At 69.0% G+C, this 12,824-nt stretch carries 12 protein-coding genes; 5 read left to right on the top strand and 7 right to left on the bottom strand.

Going from position 1 to position 12,824, the window contains the following annotated elements:
* Positions 1–59 precede the first annotated feature (59 nt).
* From IC605_RS15380 to IC605_RS15395, 4 genes are read right to left on the bottom strand one after another with little or no spacing between them, the layout of a single operon-like run.
* Complete coding sequence (locus IC605_RS15380) at positions 60–1,610, bottom strand: ThiF family adenylyltransferase (protein WP_216326047.1); 1,551 nt, start codon at positions 1,608–1,610, stop codon at positions 60–62.
* The gene (locus IC605_RS15385; RefSeq protein WP_216326049.1) at positions 1,607–2,098 is read right to left on the bottom strand and encodes a Mov34/MPN/PAD-1 family protein; all 492 of its coding nucleotides are present in this window, start codon (positions 2,096–2,098) and stop codon (positions 1,607–1,609) included. Before IC605_RS15385 ends, IC605_RS15380 begins: the two co-directional genes overlap by 4 nt.
* Positions 2,095–2,547, bottom strand: coding sequence for a hypothetical protein (locus tag IC605_RS15390; protein ID WP_216326051.1), 453 nt, complete (start codon positions 2,545–2,547; stop codon positions 2,095–2,097). Before IC605_RS15390 ends, IC605_RS15385 begins: the two co-directional genes overlap by 4 nt.
* Positions 2,547–3,251, bottom strand: a complete 705-nt coding sequence (locus IC605_RS15395) for a ubiquitin family protein (RefSeq protein ID WP_216326052.1) — start codon at positions 3,249–3,251, stop codon at positions 2,547–2,549. The genes IC605_RS15390 and IC605_RS15395 overlap by 1 nt, the downstream gene beginning before the upstream one ends.
* Before the next feature lie 198 nt (positions 3,252–3,449).
* Here IC605_RS15395 and IC605_RS15400 point away from each other — a divergent pair, with 198 nt between their 5' ends.
* Genes IC605_RS15400 through IC605_RS15415 form a run of 4 tightly spaced genes read left to right on the top strand, consistent with a single transcriptional unit; the run spans position 3,450 to position 8,479 of the window.
* Positions 3,450–3,818: a helix-turn-helix domain-containing protein gene (locus IC605_RS15400; protein WP_216326054.1), complete on the top strand. Its 369-nt coding sequence runs from the start codon at positions 3,450–3,452 to the stop codon at positions 3,816–3,818.
* A gap of 1 nt (position 3,819) precedes the next feature.
* The gene (locus IC605_RS15405; protein ID WP_216326057.1) at positions 3,820–4,704 is read left to right on the top strand and encodes an ImmA/IrrE family metallo-endopeptidase; all 885 of its coding nucleotides are present in this window, start codon (positions 3,820–3,822) and stop codon (positions 4,702–4,704) included.
* A gap of 41 nt (positions 4,705–4,745) precedes the next feature.
* The gene (locus tag IC605_RS15410) at positions 4,746–5,963 is read left to right on the top strand and encodes a metallophosphoesterase family protein (protein ID WP_216326059.1); all 1,218 of its coding nucleotides are present in this window, start codon (positions 4,746–4,748) and stop codon (positions 5,961–5,963) included.
* Between the two features lie 11 nt (positions 5,964–5,974).
* A complete protein-coding gene (locus IC605_RS15415) occupies positions 5,975–8,479 on the top strand; it encodes an AAA family ATPase (protein ID WP_216326062.1) in 2,505 nt (834 codons plus the stop codon).
* Between the two features lie 28 nt (positions 8,480–8,507).
* On the opposite strand, the gene IC605_RS15420 is transcribed toward IC605_RS15415, so the two are convergent.
* On the bottom strand, positions 8,508–8,999 hold the full coding sequence (locus tag IC605_RS15420) for a hypothetical protein (protein ID WP_216326064.1): 492 nt from the start codon (positions 8,997–8,999) through the stop codon (positions 8,508–8,510).
* Between the two features lie 674 nt (positions 9,000–9,673).
* Entirely contained in the window at positions 9,674–10,696 is a 1,023-nt protein-coding gene (locus tag IC605_RS15425) for a GGDEF domain-containing protein (RefSeq protein ID WP_216326067.1), read from the bottom strand.
* Between the two features lie 373 nt (positions 10,697–11,069).
* On the opposite strand from IC605_RS15425, the gene IC605_RS15430 reads away from it, so the two are divergent.
* A complete protein-coding gene (locus IC605_RS15430; RefSeq protein WP_216326069.1) occupies positions 11,070–11,786 on the top strand; it encodes a hypothetical protein in 717 nt (238 codons plus the stop codon).
* A gap of 834 nt (positions 11,787–12,620) precedes the next feature.
* Here the strand turns inward: IC605_RS15430 and IC605_RS15435 are convergent.
* Entirely contained in the window at positions 12,621–12,824 is a 204-nt protein-coding gene (locus tag IC605_RS15435) for a hypothetical protein (protein ID WP_216326071.1), read from the bottom strand.

The raw sequence follows: 12,824 nt of genomic DNA on the forward strand, positions 1-12,824 counted from the left end.
TACCACCCGCGACCCTCGGGTCCTGGGAGCGCGCGGGGGAGGGCGGGAGGTGTCCGATATCAGGAGTTGTGGGGAGCCGCCACGGCGTCCCCGTTCGGGTACTTCTGTGTGTGCATGCGCTGCCGGAAACCGGAGTGGCACAGGCACGCGCCGGTAGTGTCCCGCTGATAGCGCAGCACGTCCCCAGCTGGCACCCCCAGCAATTGCTGCCGGTACGACGAGTCGACGATGAACCCGCGGAGTTGGGGGACGGCGAACTTCAGCGTCTCGGCGAGCAGCAGCAGGCCCGCGAACGCGGAGACGAACGCGGACGACACGTTCACCGGCGCGGCCGAGCCCTGGACGGCGCTCTCGGCGTACCCGACGCGGTTCCACAGTGACAGCAGCGGTTGACCGAGATACGAGTCGAGGGTCGCCAGGGCGTCGGGCGGCAGGACAGCTACCCGGCGGATGGCGTCAAGGTCCTCGCCCGTGAGACCCTCGTTCCCGCGGATGAGCGCGAACGTTCGGCCTGGTGTGAGGCCCACGCGCTGCGCGAGCGTTCCGGCGTCCCAGCTTTCGAGTTCCTGGCGGATCGCGAGGCAGCCGAGACAGGCGCCGGTGCCGAAGCGGTGCGCGCTGACCTCGACGAGGGTGCCGTCAATGCCGGCGTTGAGGAGGAAGCCCGGCAGAGCGTCCTGGATTTCGAGGCGTGCTTCGAAGGTATCTACCGCCGACACGGCCAGCGGGAGGACGTAATCGACTGGGAGCCCCGCGACGTAACCGGCCGCAGTGGCCTCCACGCCGCGCACGTCGAGGCGGTCGCCGAGGAGTGGGCGGAGGGTCGCCTCGACCCACGGGGCTTTTGCAAGATGTGCTTCCGCGCTCGCCGCGTCGAGCAGGCTGTACTTGACGGGATTGCGCTCGTCGAAGCGGCCGTTGTCCACGGCCGTGATGCGCCCGGTGAGCCGCGGCGTGAGAGCCACGCCCTGCAGATAGCCCATGCCGATGGAGCCGGCCCCGAAGAGGGTGAGATCGACGTGGACGCCCTCAGGCAGCGCGGGCTCGCGCCCGTCGATTGGGCCGTAATGGAGGAGCGACAGCGTGTATTCGGGCTGGATGTACGCGCCAGGCACGCGCCCCTCGAAGGCGAGCTTGAACGTCTCCGCGGCGCCGAGCGTGCCGGCCGCGAGGGCGCCGAGCGTGTGGTTGCCGCCCTCGACGGGCTGGGGCGCGAGACGCGACACACGGGCTCCCCAGCCCGTCGCCCCGAGATGCAGGTCGCCCACCGGGGCGTCATCTCCAATGGCAATACGCAGTTCCCGCCCAGTGCTCGGACCCGGAATGGGACGGCGCAGGGTCGGCAGGTGCGCGGTGAGGGCGGGCAGGAATGGACCGCGCACGATGGGCACGGCGCTCAGGGCGGGCGCGGTGGGGTCGCCGTCGAGGACGACCTGGTCGAAGAGACGCGCGGCGAGCGTCGCGTATTGATACGCGAGGACCTGCCCGGCGGGCGAGCGCAGCGCGCTCAAGCCCACGTGGACGCGCACGACGGTGCCGCGCAAGTCCGCGAGGACGTCTCCGCCGAGGTCCGTGGTACCGGCGAGGAAGGACAGGCGCGGGTCGTTCACGGGATCACCTCGAAAATGCGCGCGAGCTCGTTCGGCGCGAGGGGGAGCCAGCCGCGGCCACGGTGGAGGCGGTAGATGGCGCAGTCCTCGAGCTGCAGGGGGCGCCGGGCGAAGTCGGGCACAACGACGGACAGGGCGCCGTGGTGGGTGAGGACGAGGTTCTCGTCGTCGCGCTCGCTATGGTAGGCGCGGCCGGGATGGGAGTGCACGCGGACATACAACCGCTCGTGCGGCGCGACGTGGTCGAGGAGAGTGAGGTGCGCCCGTTCGGTCATGTCGACCGCCACGCCGAACTCGGTTTTGGTGCAAATCTGCTCCGGCACGAGGAGGCGCGTGAGTCTCACGCGGTCGCTGTCTTCGCCGTCCGGTTCGCCGATCCAGAGGGCCATGCCCTCGCAGCCGTGCAGGCCTCGTTCGTACAGGAAGTCGCGCGTACGGCTCAGGAGCGCCTCGTGGATGATGTGCAGTACGTCTCGGGGTGCGGTCATGCCCACTCTCCGGTCGCGAACTTGCCCTTGATGGCGTGGAGGAGTCGGGCGAGGGGGAGTTCCGCCCGCCACAGCTCCCAGCGCTCCCCAGTGACGCTCGGGCGGTGGCCCTCGTGGGTGTAGTAGTCCCGTGTGCCCTGTAGGCACAGGAAGGGTCCACTGAGCATTTGATGTGAAGGGAAGGAGCCGGCGTTACGCGTCATCCAGCCGTGCGGGGAGAGCGGCTCTCGCGTCGTGGGATCGACGGGGCGCACCTGGATGGCCTGGAAGTCGTAGTCGGTGCACTCGAAGTGCAGCAGGCGTGCCTGACCCTGGAGGTTCGTGAAGCGGATGTAGAGGTCTGGGGAAACGTCCTCGACGAGTTCCATCTCGGGGGAAAAAAAGCCCTCCGTGTCGAGGGCCTCCTGGAGCTGCTCGCGAAGGAGTTGCCGGGAGAGCGCGGGGTGCATCAGCCGTCCCCAGGGACGCGGGCAGAGCGCAGGGAGAGGACGGCGCCCGCCTGCACGCCCGCGGCGGTGAGGGTGGAGGCTCCGTCGAGGGCGCGCCCATCGAACACGAGGTTGAAGACTTCTTGGGGGTTGAGCTGGCCGGCGGCCGCGAACTTCGCGACGGCCCGCGTCAGGAGGGCGGCGACGGTGTCGTTGGGATCGTAGAGGAAAGTCTCGGGGGCGCCGTTCGGGGCGCAGACGGAGATGAGGAGCGCGGGCGCCGCCCGGCTGGTGAAGCGCTCGGTGCCGGCGCCACCCAGGTCAACCACATCGGCGTCGCCCACGGGGAGGTGGCTGGGTTCACGGTGGAGCTGGACGTCGGGTGCCAGGGCGGCGATGCGCTTGAGCCCCGCGCCGGTGACCGTGCGTTCGAAGCGGTCGTAGAGCTGGCCGTCGATCTGGACACGGTAGCGGACGGTGTCCTCGAGGGCGCCGGGCGCGCGGGTGAGGAAGTGTTCGACGGCACCCGGGGTGAGGGGGACTCGGTCGGTGTCGGTGAGGCGGCGGTCGTCGTCGTGGGTGGTGCCCCGCAGGATGAGGGCGTGGGCGGCGGGCACGGCTGCCATCTCGCGAACCTGGACCGGGGTGAGGTCGGGGCGGCTGGTTTCGATCTCGCGGCCGTCGACGGTGAAGATGTACACGCGATCAGGGTTGGTCTGGGTCATAATGGTTCCTCCTTGGGTCGGGGACGTCGGGGTCCCCCGTGGGAAAGAATCTACTAATTCTTAGATATTCTATGTGTAGTCTAATCTACGTTAGGCGTTCTAGCCCAAGTCTTTACATCCTTTGAAAAGCTGTATGCTGAGCTGTCGAGGCTGAGCCATAGGGAATGCGGCCTGTACCTCGACGAGAAGGGAGGCCGCATGCCTGACCCCAATTCAGAAGACACCCCCTTCGGGCAGCAGCTCCGACAGCTCCGCCGCACGAAGAAGCTGACCCTCAAGGATGTCGAAGCCATGACGGGCATCCACAACGCCTACTTAAGCCAGGTGGAAAACGGCAAGATCGCCCGCCCCGCCCCCGACAAGTTGTACGCGCTCGCCGAGGTCTATGGCGTATCCTTCGACCAACTCATGTACGCAGCAGGCCACATCACGAAGCAGCCACATGCAGAGCCCCAGGGGAACGAACCCAAGACCCTGGTCGGAGCCGTTCTGTCCAGCAAGAACCTGACTGCGGAGGAAGAGGCGAAGCTGGCCGAGTACCTCGAGTTCCTGCGCGCCCGCAAGTAGTTTGCGCAGCCCCGCCCAGGTCATCAAACAGGCCCACCGACTTCTCGCCGAGATGGACGTGAATGGGCCGCCCACCCCCGTCGTGGCCTGTGTGGCTCACGCCAAACTGTCCATCGAGGGCCGTTTCTCGCTCGGCCAGTTGCCTCCCGGCGAGTACCGGGCGCTGATCGACGACGAGGTGTTTCACCTGGCCATCGAACACACGTCCGGCCTGCTGGACCGCACGAACAGCCGAATCTACCTGAAGGCGGGGATGGTTCCCGGCCGACGTAACTTCGTCACGCTCCACGAGGTCGGTCACGGCTGGCTCCCCTGGCAGCGCCTGCACCCCACGCACCCGGATGGGGAGCAGAACCTCGACCCCGACACCCGGGCGCGGGAGGAGTGGGAGGCCAACGTCTTTGCCGCCGAGACCCTGTTTCAACTTGACTGGTTCGAACGCGAGGCCCGCGACCTGCCCTTCGAGTTGCAGAGCGCGATGGCGCTCGCGAACCGTTTTGAGGCCTCGGTGCACGCTTCACTGCGCCGGTTCGTCGAGCGGCACGACCAGCGGGCCGTCCTTCTGGTGGTGGAACGATACCCGGTTGTTCGTCCTGCCGGCGCCCGGCACAGGGTGGTGGCGGTCCACTGGTCCGGGCCGTTCCGGCAGCGGTACCGCCAGTGGAAGAAACCCCGGTGGCTGCCCACCGCCCTGTTCGCCCCCCTCCGCACCAAGAACGTCGCCGTGCACTTCGAGGGCGAACTTCCGCTCGACACCGGCAACGAGGTCGTCTCCATGGCACTGCAGGGCTTTCGCAATGAACACCACATCCTGCTTCTCGGGCGCCCCCGCGACGGACAACGTCTGCCCCGCCGCATGGCGCGGTCCATCATGCACACCCGTTGACCTGCCGCCCCGGGCCCCGAACAAGGAGGGCATACCACCACATGGACCCCATCCGCATCATCCACATCGCCGACCTGCACCTGGGCTTCACCGGCCCCCCTACCCTGCTCGTGAGCGAGGGAGAGCAGGCCGGACGGCCCGTGCGGGAGGTGGATGTCGAGCGGGCCGCTGCCTGGATGGCCGACACCATCCCTCGCCTGACGCCCGCCATCGACCTGGTCCTCGTGGCAGGTGATCTGTTCCACCGGTCAACTCCCCTCCCGCGCGCCGTCGCGTCCGCCGCCCACCTCGTGGCCCGGCTCCGCGGGGTCGGCATTGACGTCGTGATCATCGACGGCAACCACGACACGCCCAGCCGCGTCACCCAGGGCAGCCCCACGGCTTTCCTGGAAGCCCTGGGGTCGTGGGTGGTATCCGGGCAGCCACGGCAGATTCGGGGTGACGACTGGAGTAATGCTCGCCTCCGGTCCCACGTCGTCGTGCACGCCGTTCCTGCCAGTACAGACCCGGGCGACGACGGCGTCCAACCGGAGCCGGGCCACGTGAACATTCTGCTCGCTCACGGCCGCCACGATGGAACTTCAGAGGCCAACTCTGGCCGCAGGGGCGCCACGATCAGCAGCGACCTGCTGCGGCGCGGGTGGACCTACGCGGCGCTCGGCGACTGCCATGCCCACGGTGAGCGTCCGCTCACAGACGTCCCGGCGTACTACGCGGGCAGCGCGGAGGCCCTGACCTTCGGCGAGGCGCCCGAGCACCCCGCCCGGTCCGGGGACCCGTACGCCTCGGGCGGGATGCTGCTCGTCACGGCCGCGTCGGCGGCCGACGTGGCTGTGACGAGCCTCCCCTACCCGGGCCGACGCGCCGTCGTCCGGCTCGGGGAGGTGGACGGTGAGCACCTGAGCGGCGACCAGCTGCTCGACGAGCTGGACGCGCGCACGTCGGCCGTCCCCGACGGCGCGGTCGCCTCGGTCAAGGTGCGGCGCTGCCCGCCACACCTGCGCGCCTCGGTGAACATGACCCGCCTCAAGGGCCTCCAGGCCCGTTGCCTGCTGCTGGACGTGGAATGGGAGGTCGTCGATCCGGAAGTGCTGCAGAGCGAGGTGCCCGCGAGCCCGGGCCGGCTGGAGGACCAGTGGAGCGCCTACCTCGACGATCACGCGCACCCCGGGGAGGACGTGGCCTGGCTCCTCGAGCGGGGCGGCGCCCTGCTCCAACAGGCACGGGACAGCGGTCTTCATGCGGAAGAGGAGCTGTAGGATGGTGCGCTGTGTTTGAAGTGTCGGTCGAGAATTACAGGCGCTACCGTGACCGGACCACGGTCCGTTTCCGTCCCGGGCTGACGGTGATCTCCGGCGAGAACGGCGCGGGCAAGAGCACGTTGACCGAGGCGATCCTCCACGCCCTGTTCGGCGCGAAATCAGGCGAGAATCCCCAGGCGGACGGCAGCCAGCAACCCTATCAGGTGAACTTCAATTTCCAGGGCCAGGGCTTTGTGCTGGACGTCCACGTGCGAGGTAATCACCACCAGGTGGACGTGAATGGCACCCGTCTCGTGCGCTTCGGCAGCGGCAGCCTCAAGTCCGCCCGGCAGGTGCTCGGGCAGCACCTCGGCAGGCTGGATCGCAAACGCTTCGCATTGGTGTACTTTGCCGTCCAAGGCGAGACCCAGGTTCTCGTCAGTCTTGCTCCGGGCCAGCGCAAGGCCCTGTTGGAGGACGTGCTGCAACTGGACGTCGTGAAGGCGGCAGTCAATCTGCAGAAGGCCGCGGTGGACGCGCAAATCGGCGAAGTCCAGTCCAAGGTGCAGGGGGCTGCTCACGCGGCGGCGCAGCACGGCGTCGGGGGGGAGCTAGACCAACGTGCCGCCGCACTCCGACGGTCGACCAGTCCGCACACGAGGCAGGAGAACCTGGGGGCCTTTATGCGTGCCCTTGACCAGGCCATCGCGTCGCACGACGAGCGACGCGCGGCGAAGGCAGATGCGTTGGACGCCGCGCAAACTGATCTCGCCTTCGCCAAAGCGCACGAGGAGAATTGCCAGAAAACCTGCCGAGACCTTGAGGGCCAGGACAGGGCCCTCGATGTCGTCAGGCTCGAGAAAGCCAGCGCCGCCGGCGCCGTGCAAGCAGCACGCGCCACAGTCCAGGAAATTGAGCGCACGGTGGCCGGGCGCCTCGCCGCCCTCGACGCAGCGAGGGCAGCCGAACCGCTGGCCAGGCAATACGAGGCGGCAACGCGTCGGGTCGAGCACCTGACCGCCGAGAGGCTCCAGCACGCCGAGGAACGGGCGGTGGCCAGGCGCCTCGCGGAGGCGACGGGTGCCGTCGTGCAAGCTGTGTCGGAGTTCGAGCAGTACGACGGGCTGGACGCGGCCCTGGCGGCCGGCAAGCAGGCGCTTGCTCAAGCCGAGCAGCACTGCGAAACGTTCGGGGACGATCCCCATTCTGCGCGCCTCGGCCAGCTCGAGCAGCGCCTCGACACGCTGGAAGCGATGAAGGCCGACCAAAAGTCAGCCCTCCTGGCGTTGGGTCGCACGGATGAACCGCAGCGCTGCCCGACGTGTGGTGAAGCCCTCAGCAGGGAAGCGGTGGCCCGGCTCCGGGCGACCATCGAGGAGTGGCTGCAGTCCACGTACCCCGGGGAGTCCGAGCAACTGCGGCGCGAGCGGGAAGTGGTGGTCGCAAAACAGCAGCACTGGGCGAGCGAGCGCAAGGCGGCGGTGGCCCAGCGAAAGGCCGTTCAGGGGCAGTGCCAAGCCAACGAGATTCGAAATGCACGGCGGGCTTCCGCCCTCGAAGCACACCAGGCGGCCCTGGAGCTTGAGCGCGACGCTCGGGTGGCCTGCCTGGACCGGGGAATCGAACTTCCTTTCGATGAGGCTTTGGGGGATGACCTCGAACGGCGGTGGACGGTGGTCCGGGAAGAGGCGGAACGGTGCGAGGCTGCCCACGCCTCGTTCGCGCAGGTCGCCACCTTGCTCACCCAGTGGCGGGAGGACAGCAATCGCCTCGACGTGGCGCGGTGTGACGTCGTTGACCTCGAACGGCGAGAGTCAGCCGTGAGGTACGACGGCTCGGAGCACGAGGCTGTGCTGCACCACCTGAGCGAGGCCAGGCTGGCCTCGCAGCAAGCCGCGAAGCGCGGGGCCGAGGCCGAGGGCGCAGTCACCCAGGCTGAGGAGGCGCTGGCGTCGGCTGACGCCGCGGCCGCTCAGTTGGCGCTGGCACGACGGGACGTCGAACGGGAGTACGACGTCCTGGTCCGCGAGGAGCGGCTGCACGTGCACCTGGGCAAGTTTCAGGAGCACTTCTTCAACGTCAACACCGCGCAGGTGATGAGGCGGGCGACCGAGCTGATGCGGCAGGCGACCCGCCAGGCCATCCGCGCCTTGGAACTCGATGGCGACGGCAAGCTGTTCTACTGGGACCAGTTCCTCGCGCGCCACACGGCCAACCGGTTGTCTGGGGGCGAGCAGGCATTGGCGGGGCTGTGCATCCGGCTGGCGCTGGCCGAGCGGGCCCAGGCGATCTCAAGTGATGGGCGCGTCCGGTTCCTGGTGCTCGACGAGGTGCTCGGCAGCCTGGACGATGAACGTCGCCGGCAGGTGCAGTCCATCTTCGACGCGGTGCTCGCCAGCGGTACCTTCGACTACATCGTGATGATCACGCACCTTGACGAGGTCAAGAACAACTGGGCGGCCCACCGCATCGAGATCATCCACGATCCGGTCACCGGGACCAGCAGGGCCACGACGTTGCCGTCCACCTCCTGAACCGTCGCGAGGACATGTCCGGGGCGGGTCAGAATGAAACGGCCTGCGCGAGGGATGGGGGTGCGTCGCCGGGCAGTTCCGTCTTCAGCCGCGCGATCAGCACCTCGGGTGGCAGGCGGCGGAGAGCGGCCATGCTGGCAGGGGGCAGGAGCGCGCGGAACAGTGTGAGCAGGCGATCGCATTTCTGTGTGTCGGGCAGGGCCGCGTGCAGGATGCCCGCAGCACGGCGGATAAAGCGCTCGTGCTCAAGCGAGGTGGTGTGCTGGGGGGACGCACTATTCCAAAACGGTGCTTGGGCGGCTCGGCAACGCAACTCCGGCAGCCCCACCACCTCGACCACCTCTGGGGGGCTCGCCTCCTCCAGAACGTACCCGACAAAGCGCAGCGCCTTCACGGGATCGTCGAATCGAAGCGTTGCATCCGCATCCCCTTCCCAGTGAATGAAGTACCTCGTGCGCGAAGGGCATCCCTGGAGATCGCCAGGGGTGTTGGCTGGCGCTTCGGACTCGTGGATGGTCAACCTCCGAATGCCTTGCATAAATTATTGTGTCTTATTATGTAAATAGCTAAAATAATCTGGCCTACACTTCAGCCCTCAAATGAACAGGACCCGAGCATGGTGCCTCTTTTCGGCCCCGGGAAGCAGCGGGAGCACTGGGCTCGGCAGCATCCAAGTGCTCTGGCTCAGCAGAGAGAACGCTGGCTGGGAAAGCTGCACACGGCTGCCTCTCGCCCCGACCTGGCAACCCTGACAGCGGAACGGGCTCTCGGCCGCCTCCAGGCTGGAGCGCCGAGAGAACCTGTACCTGAGCAGCCTTCGGGTGTACGTCCACGCGTTGGGCGGCGAGCTTAGGCTGGTCACGTCCCTTCCGGATGGCGACATCTCCCTGGAACCCGGGTGCTGAGTGGTCGCCTGCTGACCGCGAGCCGGGCGTGCGGGGACAGGGCTGATCTGCGTACAGCGCCTCAACGGATGCCCCAGCAGCCCTGATGGAGGAACGGGCCTCAACCTGCTGCGTTCGCCAGAGCGGCTCAGACTATGGAGCGGGACCCGGCTCGCCCGGCAGCCCATGTGGTCAGGGGCATGGGAAGTCGGGTGTTCAGGCGGCCCCGTTTGGCTGTCCTACCTGCTCGACCAAGCTGGCATGCACCTTCACCGGGGAGACCAGCCGGGCCAGGTGCCCAGGGGAGAACCTACCGCGGCAGAGGCCCCTCCCCCCGGGTGCGCGCCTTGTGGCGGTACATCCTCCGGTCAGCTCGCGACAGCCAGGCGCCCGCCGCCTCCCCCGGCTGCCAGCATGCCACCCCCACGCTCGCTCCGGCGGATGGGTACCGCCCGCGCACCTGCCGGACCACCCCCGTGACCAGCCTCCCGGCCGCTTCCAGCTCCGAACCTTGGAGCAGCAGCGCGAACTCGTCGCCGCCGAGCCGGGAGGCGCGGCCGGGGTCGCCCCCGGCAAAGCCCGTTCCAAAGCGGCGCAGCAGGTCGTCGCCCGCCGCGTGCCCCAGCGTGTCGTTGACCCCCTTGAGCCCGTCCACGTCGATGAGCGCCAGGAGCACCCCCTCGTCCGCCCCCTGCACGGCCTGAGCGAGGCCGCGCTCCAGCGCCCGCCGGTTGGGTAGCCCAGTCAGTGGATCGCGGTGGGCCAGCTCCTCGAGCGCCTGCGCCTGTGCCCGGGCCTGTGCGAGCTGGTCGTGCGCCGACCGCAGCACCAGGGCCAGCGCCCCCGGCGCGAGCAGCAGGGTGAGCGGTAGGGTCAGCCCGTCGAGGGGGCCGGGCTGGCCGAGCGTCCCCACGGCGTGCGGCAGCATTGCCAGCAGGAGGCCGCCCAGCGCCACCCCGGCCCGCCACGTCGCGGTGCGCGGGTGCAGCCAGAAGAAGCTGGCGGGGAGGAGCGTGGTGGCCGCCACGAGGGCCAGGCCCAGCCGCGGCGAGGCGGGATGGGCGGGCAGCAGGTACAGGGAGGCCAGCCACCCGGCCAGCAGGAGCAGCGTGTGCGCCAGGGGCAGCGCCCCGAGCAGGCGGGCGCGCAGCCGCGGGGGACCGGCGAGGGCCAGCAGGGTGCAGACCACAGCGGCGGCCAGGAGGCCGAGGTACACCGGCGAGGTGAGCCCCGGGCCAGCCAGGGCGGCGCCCCCCAGGGCCGCGGGCAGGGCCACCCCAAGCAGCAGCCTGGGGAGCCCAAGCTGGAGCAGGTGGCGAAGGGCAGCGCGCATCAGGCGAGTGCCCTCGCGCGCGTGAGCGGGAGCAGGAAGCCGGGCGGCCGTGCCGGGGCGGGGACCAACCCCGAAACCCGGGCCGCCGAAAGGGAGAGGATAAGCACCCTAATGCTCCTGGCGCCTCCCCCTGACCCTGATGCCCGTCATCCGCGGGGCTCAGGCAACCGCTGGGGGCAGCGGCCCTCACCCGGGCAGGCCGCATCCCCGCTTGAGCGCGCGCCCCGGCCCCGCTAGCGTGGGTGGCCGTGGCCGACCCTCCCGCTGCCTTCCCCCAGCCCCCCCAGGGGCGCGAGGCCCCAACCACTGGACGTCCGCCCCCGAATGCTTCGGGCGGGGCCGACGCCCCCGACCTGAGCCACAGGAGTTCACCATGACGGCCCACCTACCCCTGCTCACCCTGCTTGCCCTGCTCCCCGTCGCCGCGGCCCAGTCCTTCCAGACCCCGGTCCGCTGGACGGTGCCTGGCCTCTCCAACTCCACCGTTGACTTCAGCTTCACGGGTTGCACCCGCCAGCTAGACACGGCCATCCACTGCGAGCTGACCGTCACGCCCTCAATCGACCGCATCGGCAACAACAATCCGATCACCTTCCTGACCTTTCAGGAGGACGTCCTGGCGGTGGACGGCGTGGGCAACAGCTACACCAACAACCTGGTGTCCGACGGGGGGCGGTTCGCGGGCAGCGCGAGCGTCCGGGTCCCCGCCCGGATCCCAGGGCGCCTGGTGTACCGACTTCAGGGCTACCCCCGGGCGGAGAACACCTTCCGGTTGCTGACTGTGGCCGGGAAGTCCTTCGAGAACGTGGCCATCCGCAACGCGGGGGTGCCGCCGTTTCGCCAGGCGCGCGGCCTGCTGAACGGCAAGCCAGCGACGGTGTACCTGGAGTCGTGCGTGCCGGCGAGCGCCAGCACCGCCAACTGCCTGGCGAGCGTGACGCTGAGCACCAATGCCGGGAAGCGGCAGGGGCAGATCACGACCTACACCGGGGCGGCCCTCGTGCGGGTGGACGGGGTGCCCCGCCAGGGCGAGACGATCCCCTCACTCACGGTCAGCGGCGCTAGCTTCACCAACGTGCCCGTGCGCTGATGCTGGCCGAGTTGAGGTCTAGGCGAAGTTGTGCCCGAGGAATGAGATCCTCCCCGCCGTGAGGAGGGCCGGGTGGCGCCTTCTCATCGGCGCCCTGTCATCCGCTGCTCTCCCCCACCCCATGCCTGCGTGTGCGGCCGATCGGGGCGTTCGCACCATGTGACCTGTCCCGATCAGGCGGCTGGAGAAGCTGCCCCAGGAATGCCTCAACCCCCGGCTGGGCGCTGCTGACGATGGCCTCATCATGAAGTGGCTTGCCGGTGAACTGGGAGAAGGACGGGTTCGATCCGGGTGCCCTGAACTCCAGGCGTTCAGGGGATGTCGCCCTCCCTGGCACCCGGGCGCTGGGGTGAGGCCGAGTGTGGGCGGAGCAAGCACGCGAGGTCACCTCGCCGGTGCCCCTCACCAAGCAGTTACGAGCGTAAGCCGTTGCGTTGGGCGATGAGGTACCCGTCTGGAGGCCCTGGCAGGCTGCCGCGCGACCACCGTCGTGGGGTTCTTCTGCGCCAACAGCGTCCGGGCGCGCTGCTGGGTGCCCGGGCCACTGCCTGGACCGTCGTGCGGGTCCGGAGGCCCGGGGTCCCCAGAGGGGTGATGCTGGTCCTGGGCCTTTTCTGGTTCGTGTTGTGCATCGCCGCGAGCCTCCTGAGCGGCGGCCACTCCACCCGCCGCCCGCTGTGGTGCGCGGACGCCATCGACGCGGCCAGTCAGATCAAGGCGACCCTGCCGGAAGTTGGGTCGCTCCCGGCACCGGGCAGGTGCCGACAGCCGGAGAAGTGGTCGGAAGGAAGAGGGGTCAGACCGGATGGGTCTGACCCCTCTTCCCTTCCGCCGTCACCGCTCGGCGACCACCCAGGTTCCGTGCTCGGTCTTGACCTCAATCTTGGTGATGACGCAGTCACCCCCGGGCCAGGCGACGACATCCCCGACCGCGGGCGTTCCCGCAGAACCGTCCACGTTGAAGCGGTAGTGTGCCTTGCCGTCCCCCCGCAAGCTCGGCTTGGGCGTGTTCCTGATCTTGCTGGCGGGAATCCGCAC

Origin of the sequence: Deinococcus aestuarii (genome assembly GCF_018863415.1) — a bacterium.
Lineage (GTDB): Bacteria > Deinococcota > Deinococci > Deinococcales > Deinococcaceae > Deinococcus > Deinococcus aestuarii.

Coding starts and splice junctions, on each gene's coding strand:
- IC605_RS15390 (WP_216326051.1), bottom strand. CDS start 2,547: ATGCACCCCGCGCTCTCCCGGCAACTCCTTCGCGAGCAGCTCCAGGAG.
- IC605_RS15430 (WP_216326069.1), top strand. CDS start 11,070: ATGACGGCCCACCTACCCCTGCTCACCCTGCTTGCCCTGCTCCCCGTC.
- IC605_RS15395 (WP_216326052.1), bottom strand. CDS start 3,251: ATGACCCAGACCAACCCTGATCGCGTGTACATCTTCACCGTCGACGGC.
- IC605_RS15385 (WP_216326049.1), bottom strand. CDS start 2,098: ATGACCGCACCCCGAGACGTACTGCACATCATCCACGAGGCGCTCCTG.
- IC605_RS15425 (WP_216326067.1), bottom strand. CDS start 10,696: ATGCGCGCTGCCCTTCGCCACCTGCTCCAGCTTGGGCTCCCCAGGCTG.
- IC605_RS15400 (WP_216326054.1), top strand. CDS start 3,450: ATGCCTGACCCCAATTCAGAAGACACCCCCTTCGGGCAGCAGCTCCGA.
- IC605_RS15410 (WP_216326059.1), top strand. CDS start 4,746: ATGGACCCCATCCGCATCATCCACATCGCCGACCTGCACCTGGGCTTC.